Annotated in this window: 23 protein-coding genes and 3 pseudogenes; 7 read left to right on the top strand and 19 right to left on the bottom strand. The window is 66.5% G+C overall.

What is annotated here, in order from left to right:
- Positions 1 to 63: 63 nt before the first annotated feature.
- From ACIP0B_RS15290 to ACIP0B_RS15240, 11 genes are all read right to left on the bottom strand, one after another.
- On the bottom strand, positions 64 to 624 hold the full coding sequence (locus tag ACIP0B_RS15290; protein WP_065261445.1) for a CvpA family protein: 561 nt from the start codon (positions 622 to 624) through the stop codon (positions 64 to 66).
- Positions 625 to 722: 98 nt separating this feature from the next.
- A complete protein-coding gene (locus ACIP0B_RS15285; RefSeq protein WP_400833235.1) occupies positions 723 to 1,394 on the bottom strand; it encodes an SPOR domain-containing protein in 672 nt (223 codons plus the stop codon).
- A complete protein-coding gene (gene folC, locus ACIP0B_RS15280; protein WP_400833233.1) occupies positions 1,378 to 2,685 on the bottom strand; it encodes a bifunctional tetrahydrofolate synthase/dihydrofolate synthase in 1,308 nt (435 codons plus the stop codon). Before folC ends, ACIP0B_RS15285 begins: the two co-directional genes overlap by 17 nt.
- Positions 2,682 to 3,602: an acetyl-CoA carboxylase, carboxyltransferase subunit beta gene (gene accD / locus ACIP0B_RS15275; protein WP_400833231.1), complete on the bottom strand. Its 921-nt coding sequence runs from the start codon at positions 3,600 to 3,602 to the stop codon at positions 2,682 to 2,684. The genes folC and accD overlap by 4 nt, the downstream gene beginning before the upstream one ends.
- 198 nt (positions 3,603 to 3,800) lie before the next feature.
- The gene (locus tag ACIP0B_RS15270) at positions 3,801 to 4,433 is read right to left on the bottom strand and encodes a phosphoribosylanthranilate isomerase (RefSeq protein ID WP_400833230.1); all 633 of its coding nucleotides are present in this window, start codon (positions 4,431 to 4,433) and stop codon (positions 3,801 to 3,803) included.
- A gap of 63 nt (positions 4,434 to 4,496) precedes the next feature.
- Positions 4,497 to 5,321 carry a tRNA pseudouridine(38-40) synthase TruA gene (gene truA / locus ACIP0B_RS15265; protein WP_400833241.1) on the bottom strand — a complete coding sequence of 275 codons (825 nt, stop codon included), beginning with the start codon at positions 5,319 to 5,321 and terminating at the stop codon, positions 4,497 to 4,499.
- Positions 5,322 to 5,670: 349 nt separating this feature from the next.
- On the bottom strand, positions 5,671 to 8,337 hold the full coding sequence (locus ACIP0B_RS15260) for a FimV/HubP family polar landmark protein (RefSeq protein WP_400833227.1): 2,667 nt from the start codon (positions 8,335 to 8,337) through the stop codon (positions 5,671 to 5,673).
- 208 nt (positions 8,338 to 8,545) lie between these two features.
- Complete coding sequence (locus ACIP0B_RS15255) at positions 8,546 to 9,556, bottom strand: aspartate-semialdehyde dehydrogenase (protein ID WP_400833224.1); 1,011 nt, start codon at positions 9,554 to 9,556, stop codon at positions 8,546 to 8,548.
- A 130-nt stretch (positions 9,557 to 9,686) separates the two neighbouring features.
- Positions 9,687 to 10,643: a zinc-binding alcohol dehydrogenase family protein gene (locus tag ACIP0B_RS15250; RefSeq protein WP_400833221.1), complete on the bottom strand. Its 957-nt coding sequence runs from the start codon at positions 10,641 to 10,643 to the stop codon at positions 9,687 to 9,689.
- Positions 10,644 to 10,675: 32 nt separating this feature from the next.
- Positions 10,676 to 10,849 (bottom strand): DUF1427 family protein, encoded by a 174-nt coding sequence (locus tag ACIP0B_RS15245; RefSeq protein WP_400833219.1) that lies wholly within the window; start codon positions 10,847 to 10,849, stop codon positions 10,676 to 10,678.
- A 267-nt stretch (positions 10,850 to 11,116) separates the two neighbouring features.
- On the bottom strand, positions 11,117 to 11,896 hold the full coding sequence (locus ACIP0B_RS15240; RefSeq protein WP_217892839.1) for a helix-turn-helix domain-containing protein: 780 nt from the start codon (positions 11,894 to 11,896) through the stop codon (positions 11,117 to 11,119).
- 139 nt (positions 11,897 to 12,035) lie between these two features.
- On the opposite strand from ACIP0B_RS15240, the gene ACIP0B_RS15235 reads away from it, so the two are divergent.
- On the top strand, positions 12,036 to 12,263 hold the full coding sequence (locus ACIP0B_RS15235) for a DUF6555 family protein (protein ID WP_400833216.1): 228 nt from the start codon (positions 12,036 to 12,038) through the stop codon (positions 12,261 to 12,263).
- Positions 12,264 to 12,304: 41 nt separating this feature from the next.
- Complete coding sequence (locus tag ACIP0B_RS15230; RefSeq protein ID WP_400833213.1) at positions 12,305 to 12,577, top strand: hypothetical protein; 273 nt, start codon at positions 12,305 to 12,307, stop codon at positions 12,575 to 12,577.
- Between the two features lie 22 nt (positions 12,578 to 12,599).
- Here the strand turns inward: ACIP0B_RS15230 and ACIP0B_RS15225 are convergent, their stop codons facing one another.
- From ACIP0B_RS15225 to ACIP0B_RS15210, 4 genes and pseudogenes are all read right to left on the bottom strand, one after another.
- The gene (locus ACIP0B_RS15225) at positions 12,600 to 12,755 is read right to left on the bottom strand and encodes a metallothionein (RefSeq protein WP_217892842.1); all 156 of its coding nucleotides are present in this window, start codon (positions 12,753 to 12,755) and stop codon (positions 12,600 to 12,602) included.
- A gap of 170 nt (positions 12,756 to 12,925) precedes the next feature.
- Positions 12,926 to 13,516, bottom strand: a pseudogene (locus tag ACIP0B_RS15220) (methyl-accepting chemotaxis protein); the annotation flags it as partial.
- A 315-nt stretch (positions 13,517 to 13,831) separates the two neighbouring features.
- Positions 13,832 to 14,608, bottom strand: a pseudogene (locus ACIP0B_RS15215) (cache domain-containing protein); the annotation flags it as partial.
- A gap of 126 nt (positions 14,609 to 14,734) precedes the next feature.
- Positions 14,735 to 16,054 carry a Na+/H+ antiporter family protein gene (locus ACIP0B_RS15210; RefSeq protein ID WP_085577497.1) on the bottom strand — a complete coding sequence of 440 codons (1,320 nt, stop codon included), beginning with the start codon at positions 16,052 to 16,054 and terminating at the stop codon, positions 14,735 to 14,737.
- 397 nt (positions 16,055 to 16,451) lie between these two features.
- Here ACIP0B_RS15210 and ACIP0B_RS15205 point away from each other — a divergent pair.
- Together ACIP0B_RS15205 and ACIP0B_RS15200 are read left to right on the top strand one after the other, a co-directional pair.
- A pseudogene (locus ACIP0B_RS15205) lies at positions 16,452 to 17,741 on the top strand (HAMP domain-containing protein); the annotation flags it as partial.
- Positions 17,742 to 17,843: 102 nt separating this feature from the next.
- A complete protein-coding gene (locus ACIP0B_RS15200) occupies positions 17,844 to 18,599 on the top strand; it encodes a methyl-accepting chemotaxis protein (RefSeq protein WP_400833238.1) in 756 nt (251 codons plus the stop codon).
- A 200-nt stretch (positions 18,600 to 18,799) separates the two neighbouring features.
- On the opposite strand, the gene ACIP0B_RS15195 is transcribed toward ACIP0B_RS15200, so the two are convergent.
- From ACIP0B_RS15195 to ACIP0B_RS15180, 4 genes are read right to left on the bottom strand one after another with little or no spacing between them, the layout of a single operon-like run.
- Positions 18,800 to 20,113, bottom strand: coding sequence for a sensor histidine kinase (locus ACIP0B_RS15195; RefSeq protein ID WP_400833210.1), 1,314 nt, complete (start codon positions 20,111 to 20,113; stop codon positions 18,800 to 18,802).
- On the bottom strand, positions 20,110 to 20,778 hold the full coding sequence (locus ACIP0B_RS15190; protein WP_085577500.1) for a response regulator transcription factor: 669 nt from the start codon (positions 20,776 to 20,778) through the stop codon (positions 20,110 to 20,112). The genes ACIP0B_RS15195 and ACIP0B_RS15190 overlap by 4 nt, the downstream gene beginning before the upstream one ends.
- 3 nt (positions 20,779 to 20,781) lie before the next feature.
- A complete protein-coding gene (locus ACIP0B_RS15185) occupies positions 20,782 to 21,102 on the bottom strand; it encodes a PepSY domain-containing protein (RefSeq protein ID WP_400833207.1) in 321 nt (106 codons plus the stop codon).
- Complete coding sequence (locus tag ACIP0B_RS15180) at positions 21,102 to 21,410, bottom strand: PepSY domain-containing protein (RefSeq protein ID WP_085577502.1); 309 nt, start codon at positions 21,408 to 21,410, stop codon at positions 21,102 to 21,104. The genes ACIP0B_RS15185 and ACIP0B_RS15180 overlap by 1 nt, the downstream gene beginning before the upstream one ends.
- A gap of 299 nt (positions 21,411 to 21,709) precedes the next feature.
- On the opposite strand from ACIP0B_RS15180, the gene ACIP0B_RS15175 reads away from it, so the two are divergent.
- From ACIP0B_RS15175 to ACIP0B_RS15165, 3 genes are all read left to right on the top strand, one after another.
- A complete protein-coding gene (locus ACIP0B_RS15175; protein ID WP_400833204.1) occupies positions 21,710 to 22,789 on the top strand; it encodes a patatin-like phospholipase family protein in 1,080 nt (359 codons plus the stop codon).
- A gap of 94 nt (positions 22,790 to 22,883) precedes the next feature.
- Complete coding sequence (gene queD / locus ACIP0B_RS15170; RefSeq protein ID WP_085577504.1) at positions 22,884 to 23,240, top strand: 6-carboxytetrahydropterin synthase QueD; 357 nt, start codon at positions 22,884 to 22,886, stop codon at positions 23,238 to 23,240.
- An 85-nt stretch (positions 23,241 to 23,325) separates the two neighbouring features.
- A complete protein-coding gene (locus ACIP0B_RS15165) occupies positions 23,326 to 24,138 on the top strand; it encodes an alpha/beta fold hydrolase (RefSeq protein WP_400833201.1) in 813 nt (270 codons plus the stop codon).
- The last annotated feature ends 30 nt before the right edge of the window (positions 24,139 to 24,168 follow it).

Genomic DNA, 24,168 nt, shown 5'->3' with positions numbered 1-24,168 from the left:
CGATACCGACGATGCCACACATGCGACGCAACCCCTACTTAATGGATCTGAACTGAACAACACTCACTGCGGCGTTTTGGCCGACGGCAAGAGCTGCTCCTTGAACGGTATTTCAGCGGGTACGCTGATACCGCTGGCAAGCCACTGACTGCTCCACCCGAGAATCAGGTTCTTGGACCAGTCGGCGACCAATAGAAACTTTGGCACGAGCTGTGATTCTTTCCACCACCCGTCCTGCTGCACCGGCCCCAGGCTCAACAGCCCGACGGCCACGACCACCAGCAGCACGCCACGCGCCGCGCCGAAGGCCATGCCCAGGAACCGGTCGGTGCCGGACAGCCCGGTGACGCGAACCAGTTCGCCGATGAGGTAATTGATCATTGCGCCCACGATCAGCGTGGCGACAAACATGATGGCACAGCCCGTGATCACACGGGCCGACGGAGTCTGGATGTATCCGGCGAGGTACTCGGACAGTGAGCCACCGAACATCCAGGCAACCGCTCCTGCGATGATCCAGGTCACCAGCGATAGCGCTTCCTTGACGAAGCCGCGGCTCAGACTGATCAAAGCGGAGATGGCGATGATTGCAACGATCGCCCAGTCAACCCAGGTAAATGGCACAGTGCAGCCTACAGACGGATAAGGCGGCGCATTTTAGCAGAGCCCAGGGCTGTCGGTAAGCTGCGATTGTCAGTGCGTTTCAATCGGGACGATAGTTTTCAGCCGCGCTCAGGCTGGAAACGCACGACGAAGCCCTTGAGGTTCTGCTGGCGGCTGAGCAGATCCCGCAGGCGGTCGGCCTCGGCACGCTCGATCAGCGGCCCCACAAACACGCGGTTCTTGCCGTCGGCGGAACGGATGTAGGCGTTGTAGCCCTGGCTGCGCAGGGTTTTCTGCAGGCTTTCGGCACTGGCGCGGCTCGACAGGCTGGCCAGCTGCACCGACCAGCTCACCGACAAGCCGTTCGCATCGACGCGGCTTGCGCTGGTGTCCGGCTTGGCCGGCGCTGCGGCAATCGGTTGGGCCGGGGCCGGTGCAGGCTTCACCACCGGCGCAGGCGCAGGGGCCACCGGCTTCGCCGCCGCGACAGGCGCGGCCGGCGCAGGAGCAGGCGCAACCGGCGCAATCGGCATTGCAGGCGCCGCTTGCTCGGCGACGTCTTCATCGCTCGGCACCGGCTCCTGCGGCAAGGCTTGCGGCTCAGGCACCGCCACCGGCTCCATCTGCACCTGCGCCACGGCAGGCGCCTGCGGCGCGGCTGGGGCGTCGACGATCACCTGACGCTGCTCGTCCTGACGGGAAAACAGCATCGGCAGAAAGATCACCGCCAGCGCCACCAGCACCAGGGCGCCGACCATGCGCTGTTTGTACGCCTTATCCAGCAATGCCATCTGCCGCTTCCTCCGTGGAGCGCCGGGCCAGCCATTCCAGGGCCTCGGCAACACAATAAAATGATCCGAACAACAGAATCTCGTCTTCGTCCGTCGCCGCAGCGCACTGCCCTTCCAGGGCGGCCGCCACACTGTCGTATGACGTGACCGACGCGCCGATGCCCTGCAACGCCGCATGTAGCTCGGCGACCGGACGGGCCCGCGCCGAATCCAGCGGCGCCACGGCCCAGTGCTGGACACTAGCATTCAACTCGCCGACGACGCCATCCAGATCCTTGTCCGCCAGCAGGCCGAACACCGCCAGGCGCCTGCCGGTCGGGGGCCGCGCCGCCAGACGCCGGGCCAGGTACTCCGCCGCATGCGGGTTGTGGCCCACATCCAGCAACAGATTCAGGCGCTTGCCGTTCCAGTCGAACGAGCGCCGGTCGAGACGGCCGACCACGCGGGTCGCCTGCAGCGCGCCGACGATCCGCTCACGCTCCCACGGCAGCCCCAGCACCAGATAGGCCTGCAGCGCCAGCGCGGCGTTTTCCATCGGCAGGTCGAGCAGCGGCAGGTCGCGCAGTTCGACAGCCTGCCCTTGGGCATCCGTGCCGCGCCATTGCCAATTCCGCTCGGTCACGCCGAGGTCGAAATCGCGCCCGCGCAGGAAAAACGGACACGCCAGTTCACGCGCCTTGTCGAGCAACGGTTGCGGAGGATTCAGGTCGCCGCACAGCGCCGGCTTGCCGGCACGGAAGATGCCGGCCTTTTCGAAGGCCACGGATTCGCGGGTATTGCCCAGGTAGTCGGCATGATCGACGCCGATGCTGGTGACCAGCGCGAGATCGGCGTCCACCACGTTGACCGTGTCCAGACGCCCGCCCAGGCCGACTTCCAGCACCACCGCATCGAGCCCTGCGCGCTGGAACAGCCAGAACGCCGCCAGGGTGCCCATTTCGAAGTAGGTCAGGGAAATGTCACCGCGCCCTGCCTCGACCGCCGCAAAGGCTTCGCACAGCTGCGCATCGGTGGCCTCGACGCCGTTGAGCTGCACCCGCTCGTTGTAGCGCAGCAGGTGCGGAGAATTGTAGACACCGACGCTCAGGCCCTGCGCCCGCAGCAACGAAGCCACGAATGCGCAGGTCGATCCCTTGCCGTTGGTGCCGGTGACCGTGATCACCCGAGGCGCCGGCTGGCCCAGCCCCATGCGGGACGCTACCTGTCGCGAACGCTCAAGGCCCATATCGATGGCCGAGGGATGCAACTGCTCAAGGTAGGCGAGCCACTCGCCAAGGGTGCGCTCGGTCATACGTTGGCAGGCACCGGCGGAACGACGATCGGCTCGACCGGAGCGGCCACGTAGGTCGGCGTCGGCTGGCCGGTCAGTTGCGCCAGCAGGTTGCCCAGGCGCGGACGCAGTTCGCGGCGGTCGACGATCATGTCGATGGCGCCGTGCTCCAGCAGGAACTCGCTGCGCTGGAAGCCTTCCGGCAGTTTTTCACGCACGGTCTGCTCGATCACGCGCGGGCCTGCGAAGCCGATCAGGGCCTTCGGCTCGCCGACTATCACGTCGCCGAGCATCGCCAGGCTGGCGGAAACGCCGCCGTAGACAGGGTCGGTCAACACGGAGATGAACGGAATGCCTTCTTCGCGCAGGCGCGCCAGCACCGCCGAGGTCTTGGCCATCTGCATCAGCGAGATCAGGGCTTCCTGCATCCGCGCACCGCCGGAGGCGGCGAAGCAGATCATCGGGCAACGGTTTTCCAGGGCGTAGTTGGCGGCGCGCACGAAGCGTTCGCCGACGATGGCGCCCATGGAGCCGCCCATGAAGCTGAATTCGAACGCCGACACCACCACCGGCATGCCCAGCAGGGTGCCGCTCATGGAGATCAGCGCGTCCTTTTCACCGGTCTGCTTCTGCGCAGCGGTCAGGCGATCCTTGTACTTCTTGCCGTCGCGGAACTTCAGGCGATCGACCGGTTCCAGGTCGGCGCCCAGCTCGCTGCGGCCTTCGGCATCCAGGAAGATGTCGATGCGCGCACGTGCGCCGATGCGCATGTGGTGGTTGCACTTGGGGCAAACGTCCAGGGTCTTTTCCAGCTCAGGACGGTACAGCACCGCCTCGCAGGACGGGCACTTGTGCCACAGGCCTTCAGGCACCGAGCTCTTCTTGACCTCCGAACGCATGATCGAAGGGATCAGTTTGTCTACCAACCAGTTGCTCATGCTTTCTATCTCCAGTACCGGCGGCCCGAACGCTCTGGTTCGCGGCCCCGCGTATGCCCTTCAGCTAAATTCATTGTGTGCGGCGATGACCGGTGGACTGCCGGGTCGGCGGGAAGCGACCTTGCGCGCAATCCAAACATCCTCAGCCGCGCCTGCTTGTTGCAAGTGCAGTTATGGACGGCGGCAGTCTGCCAGCCGTCACATCGGTGCTGCGTTGCCGCGTGCGGCGTTGATGAACGCCCGGATCTTCGCGTGATCCTTGATGCCCTTGCTCGCCTCCACCCCGCCGCTGACGTCGACCGCATACGGCCGCACCCGGGCGACGGCGTCGGCGACGTTGTCCGGCGTCAGGCCGCCGGCGAGGATCAACGGCTTGCTCAAACCCTGCGGAATCAAAGACCAGTCGAACGCCTCGCCGGTTCCGCCCGGCACGCCTTCGACGTAGGTGTCGAGCAGCACGCCGCTGGCGCTCGGGTAGGCATCGCAGGCGGCGGCGATGTCGTCGCCGGCCTTGACCCGCAGCGCCTTGATGTACGGCCGGTGCCAGCCTTCGCAGTCGGCGGCGGTCTCATCGCCATGGAACTGCAGCAGGTCCAGCGGCACGGCGTCGAGGATCTCCCCCAGCTCGCAACGGCTGGCGTTGACGAACAGGCCCACCGTGGTCACGAACGGCGGCAACGCCCGGATGATCGCCCGCGCCTGCTGCACGGTCACCGCCCGCGGGCTCTTGGCGTAAAACACGAAACCGATGGCGTCGGCCCCGGCCTCGACGGCCGCCAGCGCATCCTCTAAGCGGGTAATCCCGCAAATCTTGCTGCGAACGGCTGACATGTCGATAAAACCCCAAGGCAAATCCGAGAAAGTCCCGGATGGTAGCAAATGCATTCGAGGGCGTCAGCCGTCCAGTTCAGTGAATCCGGTGAGGAAATGCGGCCCGATGAAACGCTCGGGCAGCGGGAACTCGTCGTGGTACTCGACCTGCACCAGGTAGAGCCCGAACGGATGCGCCGTCACCCCGCCGGAGCGCCGCTCACGGCTTTGCAGCACTTCTTTCATCCACTCCACGGGACGCTCGCCGGCACCGATGGTCATCAGCACCCCGGCGATGTTGCGCACCATGTGGTGCAGGAACGCGCTGGCGCGGATGTCGATCACGATCATCTTGCCGTGGCGGGTCACGCGCAGGTGGTGGAGCTTCTTGATCGGCGACTTGGCCTGGCACTGGCCGGCGCGGAACGCGCTGAAATCGTGGGTGCCGACCAGGTACTGCGCGGCCTGCGCCATGCGCTCGACATCCAGCGGACGGTGGTTCCAGGTGATTTCCTCATTGAGGTGCGCCGGACGGATCTGGTCGTTGTAGATCACGTACCGGTAACGCCGGGCGATGGCCTTGAAACGCGCATGGAAGTGCGCCGGCATCACCTGGGCCCAACTGACGCTGATGTCGTGGGGCAGATTGATGTTGGCGCCCATGACCCAGGCCTTCAGCGAACGCACGGCCTGCGTGTCGAAGTGCACCACCTGCCCGCAGGCATGCACCCCGGCGTCGGTGCGGCCGGCGCACTGGATCGCCACCGGGGAGTCGGCGACCCGCGACAGGGCCTTCTCCAGCTCTTCCTGCACGGAAGGCACGCCGGTGGCCTGACGCTGCCAGCCACGGTAGCGCGAACCTTTGTACTCAACGCCCAGGGCGATGCGGAAAAAGCCTTCGGGGGCCATTTCGGCGGCGGGGTTATCTATGTTTGCCAAAGCGGGACAGCCTGCAGATCCACAAAGGCGGGCATTATAAGGCCACGGATGGGGGATGCCAGAAAGTTCTCCAGCGGGTGCGGCCGGCCCACAGCTTCACCGGCAGCACCGATTACCTGTGGGAGCCAGCCCGCTGGCGATGGCGGCCTGCCAGGCACATCGATGCCGGATGTGCCGCCGTCATCGCCAGCAGGCTGGCTCCCACAGTTTTATCTGCACGCTCCCCTCATGCCTGAGCACAAAAGAGGGCTTACCGATCCAAAGCGAAAAAAAACGGCAGCCCGATGGGCTGCCGTTCTCATTACCGCCGAACGCCGGATCAGGCCAGATGCGAAAGCATCTCCCGGGCCTCGTTCTTCTGCTTGTCGTCACCCTCGCTGAGCACTTCGTTGAGGATGTCGCGCGCGCCGTCGTTGTCGCCCATGTCGATGTAGGCCTGGGCCAGGTCGAGCTTGGTGGCGGCCTCGTCGGTGCCGGAGAGGAAGTCGAAGTCATCCTCGCCAAGATCCCCGAGGTCGCCGCCCATGGCCGCGTCAGCCTCGGTGAAGCTCGGCTCGCCGAGGCTCTGGGACAGGCGATCCAGCTCCGCGTTGACGTCGTCCAGCTCGGCGGAGAACGCATCCGGTTCGGCCGGGCTCGCGTCCATTTCGTCCGCCAGGGACAGATCGAAATCCGCCGGCAGATCCAGCTCGTCGATCGGCGCCTGGGCCACGGCCGGCGCTTCGACCGGCGGCAGATCCTTCATGTCGTCATCCAGACCTTTCATGCCGTCATCCAGATCCAGCAGGAAATCGTCCTCGGCCAGCGTGGCCGGCGACGGTTCGGCGCCCAGGTCCAGATCCAGGTCGAACTCCGGCAGGTCGTCGAGGTTCTCCTTGATCTCGGCCTGCTGCTGCAGCACGGACGCGAAGCTCAGGTCGTCATCGGCAGGGAACTCTTCCAGCTCGACCGGCGCCTCGGGCTCGACGACCGGGGCTGGTTCGACTGCCGCCGCAGGTTCCACCGGCGTGATGTTGTCCAGATCGTCGAGGCTCAGGTCGAAGGCGCTGTCCAGCTCGTTGTCGGTTTCGGCCGGGGCCTGCGGCTCGTCGAGCAGCAGCTCCTTGACGTATTCGGCATCCAGCTCGGCGGCCATGGCCGCAGCGGCCAGCCCGGTGGCGGCAACGACCGCCATGGCCGGGAAGCGTTTCTTCAGTTCTTCGACCTTGGCGAAGTTCTCGCCGTTGGCGACCAGTTGGCGTTCCTGGCCGACGAACATGTCGCGGTCGCCCTGGCGGCCATAGACCTCCATCAGTTTCAGGCGCAGATCGCTGCGCTGCGGCTCCAGGCTGACGCCCTCCTCCAGCAATGCGGCGGCCTGGTTCAGGCGGCCGCCGTCGATGTGCGACTGGGCCTTGTCCAGCACATCGTCGGAACGCTCTGCCGCCGGAGCGACCAGCGGCGCGGCGATTGGCTGCGCCACGACCACGGGCTCAGATACTGGCGCAGGCGCAGGAGCTGGAGCCGGGTTCAGCTTGACGCTCGCCGCCGGCGTTTCCAGGCCTTCGAAGCTGCTTTCCGGCAGATCGAGCTCAGGCGAGAAGGATTGCTCCTCCAGCGCACGGGCCATGCGCAGGTGCTTCTCGGCCTCCTGCTGGGCCTTGCGACGGCGGGCCAGCAGCAACAGCAGAAGCAACAGGACGATCGCACCACCGCCGGCCAGACCCAGCAGGACCGGGTTGGTCAGCAGTTCGTTGAAGGTCTTGTCGTCGTCGACGGCCGGTTTAGGCTCGACCACAGGCTCCGCCGGCGCAGGCGCAGCCGCCTCAGGCGCCGGAGCGGCCGGGGCCGTTTGCGCCGGCGCGACCGGCGGCGTGGCCGCCAGCTCGGCGGTGATGGCCGGCACCGGAGCCGGCACTGGTGCCGCCTCTGGTGCAGCGGCCGGCGCAGCCCCTTCGGCCTGCATCTTGGCCAGTTGATTGTTCTTCAGCTCGATCAGGCGCTGCAGCTTGTCCAGCTGGCTCTGCAGGTCGGCCATGCGGCTTTTCAGCTCGGCATTGTCGCGACGGGTCGTATCGAGGCTTTCCTGGGTGACCGCCAGCTTGTTGCTCAGGGCCTTGGCGTCGCCGGCCGGCCCTTTGCCGCGGGCCTTGCCGCTTTCGGCGGAGACCAGGCTCAGGTTGTCCTTGGTGTTCTGCGCGGCGCCGGCATTGCTGCGGCCACGCTTGGTCGCGTCCAACTGCTGCTGGCCGGTGCCCGGCTTGGCCATGTAACGGCGGCCCTGGCGCCAGGCGGTGTTCTGCGCCGCGACTTCAGCGATCGCTTTGGATTGCGGCAACGCCGTGCTTTGCACCGAGTCCGGCAGGCGCAGCACCTGGCCGGTCTTCAGCCGGTTGATGTTGCCGTCGATGAAGGCATCCGGGTTGAGCGCCTGGATCGCCAGCATGGTCTGCTGCACCGACCCGCCGTTGCGCGCCTTGGCCGCGATTTCCCACAGGGTGTCGCGCGGCGTGGTGGTGTACTGCGCCGGATGGGTGGCGCCGGTGGTCGGTGCCGTGATGGTCTGCGCCGGGGCCTGTTGGGCGGCGTCGGCGGTCTGCGGCGAGAACTTCGACGGATCCAGCAGCACGCTGTAGTCGCGCAGCAGACGGCCGTTGGGCCACATCACCTGCACCAGGAATTTCACCATCGGTTCGGACAGCGGCTTGCTCGAGGTCACGCGCAGCACGCTTTTGCCGCTGGCGTTGAGCACCGGGGTGAACGTCAGGTCATTGAGGAAGGCCTGGCGGTCGACGCCGGCCTTGGCGAAGTCTTCGGGCGAGGCCAGGCTCGGCACCACTTCGGCAGCGGTGAGATCCTTGACGTCGAGCAGCTCGATCTCCGCCACCAGCGGCTGGTTCAGGGTCGACTTCAGGGTCAGCTCCCCGAGCCCGAGGGCATGCGCCATACCGGATGACAGCGCCGAGGCGGCCGCTATTGCTAACACCAGTTTGCGAACTTGAACCATAGCCTCTTCCTTTGTATGAACATTCCTCGGCCAGCGAGAAGTCTTGAATACCGCTGCCGCAAGGCATTGCGCGCGACGACGACAGCAGGCCGCGCGCGATCATTTCTTTGATGCCCCGGAAAGTCCCGGAGAGTGACTCGATGCCAAGCGCTCCGGCCAAGCATAGCGCCCGGCTAGAATCAGTCGACAAATTGTTGCCAAGTATCTTTTACAGCAGGCCTTTTATCAACAATTCGGCGACCTGCACCGCGTTGAGGGCCGCGCCTTTGCGCACGTTATCTGACGTCAGCCACAGATTTAGTTCCGCCGGCTCGTCGACACCGCCGCGCACCCGCCCGACATAGACCACGTCCTGCCCCACCGCGTCACCGACCGCCGTCGGATAATCGCCGGCTTCGACCCGCTCGATGCCCGGCGCATCCTCGAGCGCGGCGTTGACCTTTTCCAGGTCGACCGCGCCCGCTGACCGCAAGGTCACGCTAAAGCTATCGCCAAAAAACACCGGGGCTTGAATGCAAGTCGCGGAAATCTTCAAGGAAGGGCTGGCCAGCACCTGACGCAGCTCGCGCACCAGGCGTTTTTCCAGCGAAGTGTGACCGTCGGCGTCAGGCGTGCCGACCTGGGCCAGCAGGTTGAAGGCGATCTGACGGTCAAAGAAGGACGGCTCCAGAGGACGCATGTTCAGGAGCTCGGCGGTCTGGCGCGCCAGTTCGGTGACGGCTTCGCGCCCCAGGGCGGATACCGCCAGGCTGGCGGTGACGTGCACGGACTGCAGTTCGAGCAGCCCCCGCAACGGCGCCAGCGCCACCGCCAGCGTCGTGGCCGACGGGCTCGGGCTGCCGACCTGGAACGGCGCCTTCAGGCCGTCCAGCACGCTGGCGTTGGCTTCCGGCACCACTTGCGGCGCGCGGTCGGCGGGCAAGGCACCGGACAGGTCGATCAGCGAGCAGCCGGCGGCATGGGCGCGGTCGGCGAAGCTCAGGGTGACGGCGGGTCCTGCGGCGAAGAACGCCAGCTTGACCTTGCCGAAGTCGAACGCGTCGACTTCCCGCACCCGCACGTTCTTGCCGCGAAAAGGCACCGAACTGCCGGCCGATTCGCTGCTGGCCAGCAGGTGCAGGTTGCCGACCGGGAAGTCGCGCTCCTCGAGAATCTGCACAAGGGTTTCGCCGACGGTGCCGGTGGCGCCGATCACGGCAATATCAATGGGCTGGCTCATGGTGCGACCTCAGGCAGAACGGGGGGAGCGGCACTTTACCGGGTGGCCGGCACGCAGGCAATTTCTGCCGAGGATCTGCAATGCCTGCTCCCGCCGCCCAAGGGCGCCCCGCCGGCCCGGAGGCTACCGCTCAGGGGATGAGGATGACCTTGTCACCGCTGCCCTGATTCACATCGGCATAACTCGCCAGGCCTTGCGCCAGCGGCACCTCAACCAGCCCCTGCGGCAACGGCAGCAGGCCTTCGTCGAAGTACCGGCCGAACTGCTCCAGCATCGCCGCGCACGCCTGCACGCCGTACAGCAGCGAGTTGATCCCGACCACCGAACCGCCCTTGCGGTACAAGGCCAGCGCCGGCAGCTGCACATGCCCGTCCACCGGCGCGGCGATGATCGCGATCCGCCCGAACGTCGCCAACGCAGCCACGGAGGCCGGCAGCCAGAAGCCGGTGGTGTCGAAGATCACATCGGCGCCGCCGCGGTACACCGCGTCGACCTGCGCCCCCAGTTCTTCCGGCGTGTCCAGCCGGATCGTGCGGTAGCCCTGGGCCTGCAAGGCCTCGACCTGCTCGGGCCGGCGCGCCGCCGCCAGCACCTGGGCACCGCGCACCTTGGCCAGGGCCAGCGCCGCCGTGGCCACTGCCCCGCCGCCGATCACCAGCAGGCGCGTTTCGGCGCTCACCAGGCTGCGCTCCAATGCGTCCCATGCCGTGGTGTACGGCACGCCAAGGCTGGCGGCCTGGGTGAAGCTCAGGTGCGAAGGCTTATGCGCCACGCCGTTGGCCGGCAGCTTGACGAATTGCGCATGGGAGCCGTCGGCGAAGAAGCCCAGTTCGCGGCCCGTGCCCCAGACTTCCCGGCCGATCAGCGCCGACGGCCCTTCGACCACGACCCCGGCGAAATCCCGGCCGGGAATGCGCGGCAGCGTGGTGTAGGGAAAACGCCCGAGCACGTTTTTCACGTCGCTGGGGTTCAGGCCCGCCGCCTTGATCTGCACCAGCACCTCATCGGCGCCGGGCGCCGGGGTCGGCACCTCGACGAAGCGCAGGGAAGACAAATCGCCCGTTTGATCGAACTGCAATGCTTTCATGGGTACATCCACCGAATGGAAAAGGAAGGGATTCAGGACAGCCAGCCGGCCACCAGTTGCCGGCCCATCGGCCACAGCTGTTCTCCGGCCAGCATGCCGAGCAGGCCGACCAGCGCGATGGCCGGCGGCGCGGGAGAGCGAACGTCCAGCGCGCCGTAGAGCACGCCGACGCCCAGGCCGACGGCCAGGGAAATCAGGTAATTCATGGGACAGCTCCGCCTGAGAAAGGGAATGGGCAGAGTCTAGGGAACGGCGCGCCGAGGTATCGGCCAAGGACTTCCGAATTTCGGCCAATCCTTCGACGCCCCGAATGGCGCCATCGCCAGCCGCCTATTCGCTTTCGCTCAAAGGTTGCGGATCCGGCACGACCACTGTGGGAGCGAGCCTGCTCGCGATCGCGTCGGAACATCCGACACAGGCTTCGACTGACACACCGCCATCGCGAGCAGGCTCGCTCCCACAAGGGATCGCGATCAACCGGAGCCCGTGCCTGCGCCATACTGCGAAGGCGCCACGCCCAGCTCGCGGCGGAACATGTCGCTGAAGCTGCTCGGCGAATAGCCCAGCTCCCGGGCGATGGCGCTGACCGGCACGCCCTGGATCAGTTCCGCCGCCGCGGTCGCCAGTTGCACCTGCCGGCGCCACTCGGCGAAGCCCATGCCCAGGCCGTCCTTGAACAGCCGCGCCAGGGTGCGCACGCTGGCCCCGGCGTTCTCCGCGTGCCGCTCGAACGGAATGTCCAGCGACGGCGCGGCCATGACCGCCTGGCACAGGTTCATCAGGCGCCGGTCGGAATCGTCCGGCAGCGGGATTTTCAGCTGCGAGCGCCGGGCACGCTTGAGCTCCAGCAGGGCCAGGCCGACCAGCGCGTCGTAATAGGCCGGATCGCCGCTGTCGCCCTCCTCCACCAGCCCGACGATCAGCTCGCGCAGCAGGCCGCCGACCTCGATCACCTGCACCGTGGCGTCGAGCGTCGCGGCCAGCGCCGGGCGCAGGTAGATGTTGCGCATCTGCAGGTCCGACACCACGCGGATCCCGTGGGGCACGCCCGGCGGCAGCCAGACCGCCCGCTGCGGCGGGACGACCAGCGCCTCGTGGGGCGTCTCGACCCACATCACCCCGCTCATCGCATACAGCAACTGGCCCCAGACATGCTCATGGGGCTCGATGAACAGGCCGCGCGGGTAGGTGCGCGCCAGCGGCTGCACCGGCACGTCGGTATCGCTCAGGTCGGGAGGCGCGGCAAGGGCCATGGCAGGGGTTCATCGGTTTGAGGGAAGCGCCATGGTAACCAGTCGCCGATCCGCCCGCCAACGCGCCGCCGGACAATCCGAATGAATTTTCCCGGCCCGCCGCGATCCCTCTATAACAACAGGGAGGAACCGGGGCTCTATGAACAACGCAAAACTGTTTGTCATCGAATACACCCTTCACGGCGCACCGAAGTCGTTCATCATCCGCTCGGAAAAGATGGACACCGTCGAAGCGTGGCACTGGGCGAGCTGCGACGCCGGCGTCGGGCGGATCCCGCGTTTCGGCCGGGAAAAGGTGCAAAAGACCAGCCGGCCGGCGGCGGAGAAGTTCGGCGTGGAGAATGTCACCTGGCGACCGGCGGGCTAAGCTTGTCCGGTCACCGACAGGTTTTGGGAGGGATTGGCGCCATGTCTTCGATCAGCAGCCCGGCACGGCTCGACTATGGCCTGGACACCCCGTCCGGCCGCATCACCCAAAGCGTCGAGTGCCAGGTAGGGCTGGAGCCTGTCCCGGGCGACCCCTACCGCTTCGCCCTGTGCGTGCGCGCCCCGTTGCCGGAAGGCCTCGAACGGGCCAGAACGGTGGACGTGCGGGTCGAGGGGCGGCGGCTGCAAGGCGCCGTCCTGCACATCGAACAACTGGACGGCGCGTGCCTGAAACTGGAAGTGGAGCCCGATTAGGCCCCACGCCTCCAGCGGCAGGTCAGTGGGCGCACTTGCAGCCCTGGCTTGAACATTCCTCACCGTGCTCATGGTGCTTGGCGCAGGCTTCGCAGCAATAGTGCTTGCCGTGACGCACGACGGGGTGCTCACCGAGCTTGCAGTTGCATTTGGGGCAATCGCAGATTTTGTCGGCCATGGATCAGACTCCTTTCGCGGTGGTTGTCTGGGGCTTGGAGGTCAAGCCGTACCACCAGTGTAGAAGCTGCCGCGGATGTCCGGCCTTTCGCAGCACGTGCGCGCGCGCCGAACCCGGCGGGAGCCAACCGGCTGGCGATGGCGCCCGTCAGGGCGCCAAATGGCAGGGCCTCAGATGCGGAACTGCCCCACCAGCCGGCCCAGGCGCTGACCGAGGTCGGCCAGGCTGCGCGAGGTCTGGGCGCCGAGCTGCGTCTCGTCCGCCACACTGTCCACGGCCACCGCGATCTGGTGCACGCTGCGGTTGATCTCTTCGGCCACGGCGGTCTGCTCTTCGGCGGCGCTGGCGATCTGGGCGTTCATCGAGTTGATGGTCGCGATCAGCTCCGCCATCGCATCCAACGATGCGCCGGCCTGGTTGGCCTGGGCCGACGTGCCGTCGCCGGCCTCGCTGGAGCGGCGCATGGCCTCGACCGCCGATTGGGTGCCGGCCTGCAGGCGGTCGATCATGCCCTGGATTTCCTGGGTGCTGATCTGCGTGCGGCTGGCCAGCGCCCGCACTTCGTCCGCCACCACCGCAAAACCGCGCCCGGCCTCCCCGGCCCGCGCCGCCTCGATGGCGGCGTTGAGCGCCAGCAGGTTGGTCTGCTCGGCGATGGAACGGATCACCCCCAGCACGCCGACGATCGACGACACGTCCTGCTGCAGGCTGTCGAGGGAGACGCCGCTGTGGCGGATGTCGTCCACCAACGCATGAATCTGCTGGATGCTGCCGGCCACGACCCGCTTGGCGGCCTGACCTTCTTCATCGGTCTGACGGGCGGCGACGGCGGCGTTCTGGGCGCTCTTGGCCACTTCCTGGGCGGCGGCGGACATTTCGTTGATCGCCGTGGCGACCTGATCGGTCTCGTGGCGCTGGCGCTCCATGGCCTGATCGGACCGGTGCGCCTGGTCCGACACCTGGGTCACCAGGCCGGTGAGCTGGGTGGTCATCTCGGTGATCTGCCGCACCAGGCCGTGGATCTTGTCGACGAAGCGGTTGAACGAGCCGGCCAGCTCGCCGAGTTCGTCCTGGCTGGTGATGGCCAGGCGCCGGGTCAGGTCGCCCTCGCCCGCCGCGATGTCGTCCAGGTTGGCTTTCATCAGGTTCAGCGGACGCAGGATGGTGTTGGCCAGCAGCATGCCCGCCGCCGCGATCACCAGCAGCACCACCACAGCCACACCGACGATGCTCAGCACCACGCCCTGCATGCGTTCCTGCACCTTGGCCTCGACCGCGGCCACCTGCGCTTCGATGCCGTCCAGGTTCACCGAGGTGCCGACCGCCATGTCCCACTTGGGCAGGTATTCGGTGTAGCCGAGCTTGGGCACCAGCACCTGGGCGTTGCCCGGCAGCGGCGAACTGTATTGCAGGTAATGGGTGCCGTCCTTCGCCACCTTCACCAGGTCGCGGTTGACGTAGACGCCGTTCGGGTCACGGTTGTCCTTGAAGCTCTTGCCGACGCCGTCGGGGTCGTTGGCCTTGAACAGGCGGACGGTCTCGGAGTCGTAGCCGAAGAAGTAGCCGTCCTTGCCGTACTTGATGCTAGAAAGCAGCTTGATCACCTCAGCCCGCGCAGCGGTGTCGCCGGGCGCGGCGGCGTCGTACAGCGGCTTGATCGCGGTCATGGCCACGGCGACGTAGCTTTGCAGGGTGGCCTTGGCCTCGCCGAGCAGGCGCTCGCGGGTCTGTTCGACTTCCTTGTGCGCCTGCTCCTGAAGGACGAACAGCACGGTCAGGCTGATCACCAGCGCAAAGAGCAAGACCGGAAGGACGGCAAGGGACAGGACTTTAGCCTTGAGACTCAGGCGCATGGGGGGCTCACTCTTTTGGTTTTATTGGCGTGGATAAAGGCGTTAACGGCCTGCCGGACCAAAAGTTGAGCCAACGGCTCCCACCCGTGCTGTTGTGGGAGCCAGCCTGCTGGCGAGCGCAGAAGGTCAGAGCACCATCGCGGCCAGCCACCCGGCCGCCAGCAGCGGCAGGTTGTAGTGCAGGAAGGTCGGCACCACGGTGTCCCAGATGTGGTGGTGCTGGCCGTCGATGTTCAGGCCGGAGGTCGGGCCCAGGGTCGAGTCCGAGGCCGGCGAGCCGGTGTCGCCCAGGGCGCCGGCGGTGCCGACGATGCAGACGATCGCCATCGGGCTGAAGCCCAGCTGCACGCACAGCGGCACGAAGATCGCCGCCAGGATCGGCACCGTGGAGAACGACGAGCCGATGCCGATGGTCACCATCAGCCCCACCAGCAGCATCAGCAGCGCGCCGATGGCCTGGCTGTGGTCGATCCACGCGGCGGCGCTTTCCACCAGGGTGCGCACCTCGCCCGTGGCCTTCAGCACCTCGGCGAAGCCCGAGGCCGAGATCATGATGAAGCCGATCATCGCCATCATCTTCATGCCTTCGGTGAACAGGCCGTCGGTCTCGCGCCACTTCACGATGCCCGAAGCGGAGAAGATCAGGAAACCGGCCAGCGCCCCGATAATCATCGAGTCCAGCAGCAACTGAATCATGAACGCCGCCGCGATGGCCAAAAAGGCGATCCCGAGGGTCATCGGGTTATAGGCGACGCTGACCTGCTCCACCTGCTCGATCTTCTCCAGGTCGTAGACCCGCTTCTTGCGGTAGCTGAAGAACACCGCCAGCAGCAGGCCGAACACCATGCCCGCCGCCGGAATGGCCATCGCGTGCATGACGTTGACCTGGCTGATGTCCACCCCGGCCTTGCTGACGTTGGCCAGCAGGATCTGATTGAGGAAGATGTTGCCGAACCCGACCGGGAACACCATGTACGGGGTGATCAGGCCGAAGGTCATCACGCAGGCGATCAGGCGCCGGTCCAGTTGCAGCTTGGTCAGCACATATAGCAGCGGCGGCACCAGCAGCGGAATGAACGCGATGTGGATCGGCAGGATGTTCTGCGACGCGATCGCCACCACCCACAGCAGGCCGATCAGCAGCCACTTGACGCTGCCGCCGCCGGTGGCGTGCTGGCGGTCGACCATGGCCAGGGCCTTGTCGGCCAGCGCATGGGCCAGGCCGGACTTGGCGATGGCCACCGCGAACGCGCCGAGCAGCGCGTAGGACAACGCCACCGTCGCCCCGCCGCCCAGGCCGCTGTTGAACGCCTTGAGCGTGGCGTCGATGCCCAGGCCGCCGGTCAGGCCACCGACCAGCGCACCGACGATCAACGCGATCACCACGTGCACACGGGACAGGCTGAGGATCAGCATGACGCCGACCGCAGCAATCACTGCATTCATTTCACTACCTCAAAAACACGGCGATGGAAGCGTTTCACCGCCAGACAGGATGAGTCCGCCCGGCAACGCCCGGAGGCCGCCAGCGGATTTGGATCGAGGGTCTTGTTAGAAGGGCGCGCACTGTGCCGCAGAGTGGCCGCAGTGTCAAAGCGAGGGGCTGCATTGTCCTGTAACAACCAATGAATCCCTGCGGCGAGGGAACTTGCTCCCGCCGTGAAGACGGCCCGGATTGCGCCTGCTGCGCAGTCGAGCGGGAGCAAGCTCCCTCGCCACAGGACACACTTGGCACTGCCGCCGGATGCGGCAATCGGCCCTATTGCATTGGTGCCATAAAGAAATCCGCCGCGCTGCCGTTACAGTGCAAAGTCTCAGATAAATATCGAATAAGGACGTCTCCATGTCGCTCAGACAACTTTCCATCCAATGGAAAATCACCCTGCTCGCCGGGCTCTGCCTGGCCGGTATCGTGACCCTGTTGGTAGGTCTTTCGCTGTACCGCATGGAGCACAGTTCCGAGCTGGTGAAGGCGTCGAGCATGGAAATGCTCACCGAATCGGCCCAGGCCCGCATCGAATCCCAGGGCGAAGTGCAGGCCGCGTTCATTCGCCAGCAGTTCATGGACGCCTATCAGTACGGCCACGGCTTTTCGCGTCAGGTGCTGTTCCTGCGCGAACAGGCCGAAAAGCGCTTCCTGGATGCCTTCGACCTGCGCGAAGACATGACCCGTCAGGTCAAGTCGGCCTTGCAGGCCAACCCTGAGCTGCTCGGCCTGTCGCTGGTGTTCGAGGCCAACGCCCTGGACGGCAAGGACGAACTGTTCGCCGGCCAGGCGGAGCTGGGCAGCAACGACAAGGGCCGCTTCGCCCTGTACTGGTCGCAGCCGACGCCGGGCAAGGTCACCTCCATGGCGCTGCCTGAGAGCGACATGGCCGACACCAGCACCGGCCCCAGCGGCCAGGCCGCCAACGCCTGGTTCACCTGCCCGCGCACCACGCTCAAGCCCTGCGTGATCGAACCCTACTTCTATGTGATCGACGGCCAGAAGGTGCTGATGACCAGCATCGTGTTCCCGCTGACGGTCAACGGCAAAGTCATCGCCTCGCTGTCGGTGGACATCAACCTCAACAGCCTGCAGGCCATCAGCCAGAACGCCAGCAAGAAGCTGTACGACGGCCAGACCGCCGTGAGCATCATCAGCCCCGCCGGCCTGCTCGCCGGCCACAGCCCGGACGCCGGCAAGCTCAGCCAGCGCCTCGACGCCGTGGACAAGGCCAGCGGCGCCGAACTGCTGGGCCTGCTCGCCTCCAGCAAGACCGTGAGCAGCCTGCACAGCAATCAGCAACTGAAGGTGCTGTCGCCGTTCCAGCCGATCCCCGGCGGGCCGTCGTGGGGCGTGCTGCTCGATGTGCCGGAAAAGGTACTGGTCAGCCGGGCCGAGGCCCTCAAACAGCAACTCGACGCCAGCAATACCTCCGGCACGCTGATCGAACTGAGCCTCGGCGCCCTCGCCGCCCTGCTCGGCCTGCTGCTGGTGTGGCTGATGGCGCGCAGCGTGACCAAGCCGATCCTCGGCGTGGCGCGCATGCTCGAAGACATCGCCAGCGGCGAAGGCGACCTGACCCGGCGCCTGGCCTACGACAAGAACGATGAGCTGGGCCAGTTGGCCGGCTGGTTCAACCGCTTCCTCGACAAGCTGCAGCCGATCATCGCCCAGGTGAAGCGTTCGGTGCAGGATGCGCGCAACACCGCCGACCAGTCCTCGGCCATCGCCACCCAGACCAGCGCCGGCATGGAGCAGCAGTACCGCCAGGTGGATCAGGTCGCCACCGCATCCCACGAGATGAGCGCCACCGCCCAGGACGTCGCCCGCAGCGCAGCGCAAGCCGCCGAAGCGGCCAAGGACGCCGACCGCGCCACCCGCCAGGGCCTGACCGTGATCGACCGCACCACCGCCAGCATCGACACCCTGGCCGCCGACATGAGCGCGGCGATGGCGCAGGTCGAAGGCCTGGCCGCCAACAGCGAGAAGATCGGCACCGTGCTGGAGACCATCCGCGCCATCGCCGAGCAGACCAACCTGCTGGCGCTCAACGCCGCCATCGAAGCGGCCCGCGCCGGTGAGGCCGGACGTGGCTTCGCGGTGGTCGCCGATGAAGTGCGCAACCTCGCCCGCCGCACCCAGGAATCGGTGGAAGAGACCCGTCAGGTGATCGAGCAGTTGCAGAGCGGCACCCAGGACGTGGTCGGCTCGATGGGCAACAGCCACCGCCAGGCCCAGGGCAGCGTGGAACAGGTCGGCCAGGCCGTGACGGCGCTGCGCCAGATCGGCGACGCGGTGACGGTGATCAGCGACATGAACCTGCAGATCGCCAGCGCGGCGGAAGAGCAAAGCGCCGTGGCCGAGGAGATCAACAACAACGTGGCGACCATCCGCGACGTGACCGAATCGCTGTCCGGCCAGGCCAACGAATCGGCACGGGTGAGCCAGTCGCTCAACAGCCTGGCGAACCAGCAGCAGGGCCTGATGGATCAGTTCCGCGTCTGACCTACCATTGGAAAACCTGTAGGAGCGAGCCTGCTCGCGATGGCGTCCGGTCAGTCACCTCAAGGCTGAATGTGACGCCGCCATCGCCAGCAGGCTGGCTCCCACAGGGATCCCGGGTGTTCGCAAAAACCTGTGCACACCGCAAAACACTGTGGGAGCCAGCCTGCTGGCGATGGCGCCGGTAGGGCAACCGCCAGCCTTCAGCGCCTGGGCAGTTCGATCACCACGCTCAACCCGCCCCACTCGCTCTCGCGCAGCGCCAGCGTCCCGCCCCAGGCCTCGACGATGTCCCGCACGATCCCCAGCCCCAGGCCATGGCCATCGGTCTGTTCATCCAGCCGGGTGCCGCGGCTGAACACCTGATCGCGCTGGGCCTCGGGGATCCCCGGGCCGTCGTCCTCGACGTTCAGCACAAAACCACCCGCCGCCTCGACCACACTCAGGCGCACCTCGGCGTCGGCCCATTTGCAGGCGTTGTCCAGCAGGTTGCCGAGCAGTTCCAGCAAATCTTCCCGGTCCCACGGCAGTTGCAGGCCCGCAGGCGCCGTGAAGCTCAACGCCAGGTGTTCGCCGTGGATCATGTTCAGCGTCGCCAGCAGGCCCGGCAGTTCCGCATTGCAATCGAACAGCGCCCCCGGCAGCGCATCGCCGGAAAGCCGCGCGCGGTTCAGCTCGCGGTTGAGCCGCTGCTGCACCTGTTCCAGTTGCTCGGTGAGCATCTTGCGCAACTGCGGATCCCCGTCGAGCCGTTCGCTCGACGCCAGGCTCAGCAGCACCGCCAGCGGCGTCTTCAGCGCATGGCCAAGGTTGCCCAGGGCGTTGCGCGAACGCTTGAGGCTGTCTTCGGTGTGGGCCAGCAAATGGTTGATCTGCGCCACCAGCGGTTCCAGCTCGGTCGGCACCTGCTCGTCGAGCTGCGAGCGCTGGCCCTGCTGCAACTGGGCGATCTGTTCCCGTGCCGTTTCCAGCGGGCGCAGGGCCCGGCGCACGGTGAGCCGTTGCAGCAACAGGATCAGCAGCAGCCCGGCCAGCCCGAGCCCGAGTCCGACCTGACGCATGCGCCGGAAGCTCTCGCGCACCGGGGTGTAGTCCTGGGCGACGCTGATGGAAATCGACTGGCCCAGACGCCGGTAATCCGAGCGCAGCACCAGCAACTGCTGGCCGCCTGGGCCCAATTGCAGGTTGCTGTGCAGGCCGGGGTGATCCAGCAGCGGCAGGTCCTGGTCCCACAGCGAGCGCGAGCGCCAGTGGCTGTCGGCGAAGTCGATGCGGAAGTAATGCCCGGAAAACGGCCGCTGATAGGCCGGCGACAGGTGCCGCTCATCCAGCTGCAAGCCCTGCGGGCCGCGCACCAGCGCCACCAGCAGGCTTTCGCTGTCGTTGCGCAGGCCGGCTTCGAGGTAACGCTGCAGGCCCACTTCGAACAGCCACAGGCTGACCTGCGCCAGCACCAGGCCGACGATCACCATCACGCTGATCAGGCCCAGGCTCAGGCGCCGCTGGATCGACCTCACGAAGCCTGCCCGCCGAACAGGTAACCCTGGCCGCGGCGGGTTTCGATCACGCTCTTGCCGAGCTTGCGCCGCAAGTGGTTGACGTGGACTTCCAGCACGTTGGAGTCGCGCTCGGTCTCGCCGTCGTAGAGGTGTTCGGCAAGGTGGCTCTTGGACAGGATCTGCTGCGGATGGAGCATGAAATAGCGCAGCAGGCGGAATTCGGCGGCGGTCAGCTGGATGTCGGCGCCGTCGCGGGTGACGCATTGTCGACCTTCGTCCAGGTGAAGGCCGGCGGCCTTGAGGGTCGGCTGGTTGGCCTGGCCCTTGGAACGGCGCAGCAGCGACTGGATGCGCAGGAACAGTTCTTCCGGGTGGAACGGTTTGGTCAGGTAATCGTCGGCCCCGGCCTTCAGGCCCTCGATGCGCTCGGCCCAGGAATCCCGGGCGGTGAGGATCAGCACCGGCACGGCCAGCCCGCCGGCCCGCCACTGCGCCAGCACCTCCAGCCCCGGCACGCCGGGCAGGCCGAGGTCGAGGACGATCAGGTCGTAGGGCTCGCTGCCGCCCTGATAGACCGCATCGCGCCCGTCCGCCAGCCAATCGACCGCATAGCCCTGGCGCTGCAGGCCGGCGAGCAGTTCATCGGCCAACGGAACGTGGTCTTCCACCAATAGCAGACGCATCGGTCAATCTTCCTTGTCTTTGATCAGCTGCCCGGTATCGGCCTTGAGGTGCAGCTCGCGGGCCACCCCTTCGACCGTCAGCAGCTCGACTTCATAAACATAGACGTCGTGCTTCTCTTCCAGCTCGACTTCCAGCAGTTTGGCGCCGGGATACCGGTCCAGCGCCTGTTGCAGCACCTGCTCCAGCGGCAGGATCACGCCCTGCTGGCGCAGGCGCAGGGCCTCGTCGGGACCCAGGTCGCGGGCCGCCGCCAGCGAGCAGAACGCCAACAGCGCCAGGGCCAGACGGCTCCCGACGCGCGGATACAGAAAATACGGCTTCATTACGTGTCCTGATGGTCCTTGAGCACTTGCCCGCTGACCGCGTCCAGTTCCATGTCCCACGCCTGGCCCTGCGGATCGCGCAGTTCGATCTGGTAGAGGTACTTGCCGTACTTCTCTTCCAGCTCGGTGTCGGTGACCGTCGAACCTGGGTGTTTGGCCAGCGCTGCGGCATTGAGCTTCTCGAAAGACTGGATAGTACCAGCGTCGCGCAGGCGCAGGGCCTCATCGGGGCCCAGGTCGCGGGCGTGGGCGAGGCTCGCGGTCAGGCCGATGATCGAGGCGATGGACAGGGCAGTCAGGGTTTTCATGGGGTGTCTCCGTATTTTTATGTGCTGCGGGGCGTCACCTTAGCGGGGTGAACTTAATTGAAACTGAATGGCCATCATTGCCCTGCCCGACACCCTCTCCTGTGATGGTTCAACCACCGCCATCGCCAGCAGGCTGGCTCCCACAGAAAATCCCGGGTGGCCACAAATACCTGCACACCGCAAAACCTTGTGGGAGCCAGCCTGCTGGCGATGACATCAGCCCAGGCACCGCCAGACAGTGGCTCCCACATTGAACCGTGATGGCTATAATCCCCCGCTCGCCATCGACCGAGGCCGACATGACCGCCATCCACATCAAGTTCCCCGCCCTCACCCTCAAGGCCGGCCCCCGGGCCATGGCGCGCATCCGCGCCCGGGGCCTGAGCGCCGCCGATGTCGGCACCCTGCCCGGCGCCGCCGGCGGGCCGAAGGCGCTGGGGATTCAGGGGCTGGATCTGGCGCTGTTCGGCGAATGGCTGCCGGCGGCGCCGCGGGAGCGTTCGCTGATCGGTGCGTCGGTGGGTTCCTGGCGCTTCGCCAGCGCCTGCCTGCCGGACGCCGCCGAAGGCATCCGCCGCCTCGGCCACCTGTACACCGAGCAAAACTTCAACAAGGGCGTGACCGTCACCGAGGTCAGCCGCAGCTCCCGGCGCATGCTCGACGACCTGCTCGACGGCCGTGACGCGCGCCTGCTCGACAACCCCCACTACCGCCTCAACATCATGGTGGTCAAAAGCCACGGCCGGCTGGCGGACGACCACCGCGGCCGGCTGGGCCTGGCGCTGGGCTCGGTGATCGCCGACAACCTGCGCGGCCGGGCGCGGCTGGCGCGGCACTTCGAACGGCTGATCATCCACGACCCGCGCCTGGCGCCGCCGGTCGAGGCGCTGAACGACTTCCCGTCGCGTTTCATCGCCCTCGACGCCGGCAACCTGCGCCAGGCCTTGCTGGCCTCGGGCTCGATCCCGATGGTGATGGAGGGCGTGCGCGACCTGCCGGGGGCCGGCGCCGGCACGTTCCGCGACGGCGGCCTGCTGGACTACCACCTCGACCTGCCCTACAGCGGCGACGGCATCGTGCTGTATCCGCACTTCACCGACCGAGTCATCCCCGGCTGGTTCGACAAGACCCTGCCTTGGCGCCGGGCGTCGACCCAGCGCCTGCAGGATGTGCTGCTGCTCGCCCCGTCGAAGGAATACCTGGCGCGCCTGCCCTACGGCAAGCTGCCGGACCGCAACGACTTCAAGCGCTTCATGGGCGATGCGCCCGGCCGGCAGAAATACTGGCGCGCGGCGATGGACGAAAGCCGGCGGCTGGGCGACGAGTTTCTCGAACTGGCCGCCAACGGTCGTCTCGCCGAGCGCTTGCTGACCCTTTAGTCAGTGTTTTGCCGCACGGTCGCAGACAAGCTGGTAAACTCGCCGACTGCCCGAATCGCTGACGCGACGCCATCTGAACAGAGCCGACATCACCGTGGAAATCTTCAAGGAATTTACGTTCGAATCCGCCCACCGCCTGCCCCACGTACCGGACGGCCACAAGTGCGGACGCCTGCATGGCCATTCGTTCAAGGTGGCCATCCACCTGAGCGGCGACATCGATCCGCACACCGGCTGGATCCGTGACTTCTCCGAGATCAAGGCGATCTTCAAGCCGCTGTACGAGCGCCTGGACCACAACTACCTGAACGACATCCCCGGCCTTGAGAACCCGACCAGCGAAGTGCTGGCCAAGTTCATCTGGAACGAGCTCAAGCCCCTGCTGCCGGAGCTCAGCGCGATCCGCATCCACGAGACCTGCACCAGCGGCTGCATCTACCGCGGCGAGTGACGTCAGCGGCCTACAAAAAACCACCGGGAACGGTGGTTTTTTTGTGCCTATGCTCTTTGGCTCAACCCGCCAAGAGGACAGGCCCATGACGGACTGGCTGCTGGATCAGGTCTTCGACTTCAACGGGCGAAGCGTTCGCCATGCGGTCCGCGGTGACGGGCCGCCGCTGGTGTTCGTGCACGGCACCCCGTTTTCGTCCTATGTGTGGCACCGCATCGCCCCGCACTTCCACAAGACTCACCGGGTGCATTGCTTCGACCTGCTGGGCTACGGGCAATCCGAGCAGCCTGACGCCGACGTGTCCCTCGGGGTGCAGAACGAACTGCTGGCGCAGCTGCTGGATCACTGGAACCTGCAGCGTCCGGACGTGGTGGCCCACGACTTCGGCGGCGCCACCGCCCTGCGCACCCACCTGCTCAACGGCAAGGACTACCGCAGCCTGACGCTGATCGACCCGGTCGCGCTGTCGCCCTGGGGCTCGCCGTTCGTGCGGCACGTGCGCCAGCATGAGGCCGCGTTCAGCGGCCTGCCCGACTACATCCAGCGGGCCGTCGTCCCGGCCTACATCCGCGGCGCCGTCCACCGCGACATGCCCGAGAGCGAACTTGCCCCCTACGTGCAGCCCTGGCTCGGCGATCCGGGCCAGGCGGCGTTCTACCGTCAGATCGCGCAGATGGACGAGCGCTACACCCGCGAAGCGCAGGACCTGTACCCGACGATCCGTTGCCCGGTGCAGATTCTCTGGGGCGAGGACGATCAGTGGATCCCCATCGAGCGCGGCCGGGCGTTGCACGGGATGATTCCCGGATCGCGGTTCCACGCCATCCCGAACGCCGGGCACCTGGTCCAGGAGGACGCACCGGAAGCCATCGTCGCCGCCCTGCTGCGTTTCCTCTGATGTCCCAGCGGGTGCGGCTATTGCGCTAAG

It is taken from the genome of Pseudomonas sp. NPDC089534, from assembly GCF_044749305.1.
In the GTDB taxonomy this organism is placed as follows: domain Bacteria; phylum Pseudomonadota; class Gammaproteobacteria; order Pseudomonadales; family Pseudomonadaceae; genus Aquipseudomonas; species Aquipseudomonas ekonensis.
This window is presented reverse-complemented; position numbering and strand designations above follow the sequence as displayed.

What these genes read in the sequence shown, in the direction of transcription:
- truA (WP_400833241.1), bottom strand. Translation starts at nt 5,321, where the DNA reads ATGGCCCCCGAAGGCTTTTTCCGCATCGCCCTGGGCGTTGAGTACAAA.
- ACIP0B_RS15240 (WP_217892839.1), bottom strand. Translation starts at nt 11,896, where the DNA reads ATGGCCCTTGCCGCGCCTCCCGACCTGAGCGATACCGACGTGCCGGTG.
- ACIP0B_RS15260 (WP_400833227.1), bottom strand. Translation starts at nt 8,337, where the DNA reads ATGGTTCAAGTTCGCAAACTGGTGTTAGCAATAGCGGCCGCCTCGGCG.
- ACIP0B_RS15285 (WP_400833235.1), bottom strand. Translation starts at nt 1,394, where the DNA reads ATGGCATTGCTGGATAAGGCGTACAAACAGCGCATGGTCGGCGCCCTG.
- ACIP0B_RS15200 (WP_400833238.1), top strand. Translation starts at nt 17,844, where the DNA reads ATGGAGCAGCAGTACCGCCAGGTGGATCAGGTCGCCACCGCATCCCAC.
- folC (WP_400833233.1), bottom strand. Translation starts at nt 2,685, where the DNA reads ATGACCGAGCGCACCCTTGGCGAGTGGCTCGCCTACCTTGAGCAGTTG.
- ACIP0B_RS15235 (WP_400833216.1), top strand. Translation starts at nt 12,036, where the DNA reads ATGAACAACGCAAAACTGTTTGTCATCGAATACACCCTTCACGGCGCA.
- ACIP0B_RS15230 (WP_400833213.1), top strand. Translation starts at nt 12,305, where the DNA reads ATGTCTTCGATCAGCAGCCCGGCACGGCTCGACTATGGCCTGGACACC.
- accD (WP_400833231.1), bottom strand. Translation starts at nt 3,602, where the DNA reads ATGAGCAACTGGTTGGTAGACAAACTGATCCCTTCGATCATGCGTTCG.
- ACIP0B_RS15165 (WP_400833201.1), top strand. Translation starts at nt 23,326, where the DNA reads ATGACGGACTGGCTGCTGGATCAGGTCTTCGACTTCAACGGGCGAAGC.
- ACIP0B_RS15185 (WP_400833207.1), bottom strand. Translation starts at nt 21,102, where the DNA reads ATGAAGCCGTATTTTCTGTATCCGCGCGTCGGGAGCCGTCTGGCCCTG.
- ACIP0B_RS15225 (WP_217892842.1), bottom strand. Translation starts at nt 12,755, where the DNA reads ATGGCCGACAAAATCTGCGATTGCCCCAAATGCAACTGCAAGCTCGGT.
- ACIP0B_RS15255 (WP_400833224.1), bottom strand. Translation starts at nt 9,556, where the DNA reads ATGAGCCAGCCCATTGATATTGCCGTGATCGGCGCCACCGGCACCGTC.
- ACIP0B_RS15175 (WP_400833204.1), top strand. Translation starts at nt 21,710, where the DNA reads ATGACCGCCATCCACATCAAGTTCCCCGCCCTCACCCTCAAGGCCGGC.
- ACIP0B_RS15210 (WP_085577497.1), bottom strand. Translation starts at nt 16,054, where the DNA reads ATGAATGCAGTGATTGCTGCGGTCGGCGTCATGCTGATCCTCAGCCTG.
- ACIP0B_RS15190 (WP_085577500.1), bottom strand. Translation starts at nt 20,778, where the DNA reads ATGCGTCTGCTATTGGTGGAAGACCACGTTCCGTTGGCCGATGAACTG.
- ACIP0B_RS15270 (WP_400833230.1), bottom strand. Translation starts at nt 4,433, where the DNA reads ATGTCAGCCGTTCGCAGCAAGATTTGCGGGATTACCCGCTTAGAGGAT.
- ACIP0B_RS15180 (WP_085577502.1), bottom strand. Translation starts at nt 21,410, where the DNA reads ATGAAAACCCTGACTGCCCTGTCCATCGCCTCGATCATCGGCCTGACC.
- ACIP0B_RS15245 (WP_400833219.1), bottom strand. Translation starts at nt 10,849, where the DNA reads ATGAATTACCTGATTTCCCTGGCCGTCGGCCTGGGCGTCGGCGTGCTC.
- ACIP0B_RS15250 (WP_400833221.1), bottom strand. Translation starts at nt 10,643, where the DNA reads ATGAAAGCATTGCAGTTCGATCAAACGGGCGATTTGTCTTCCCTGCGC.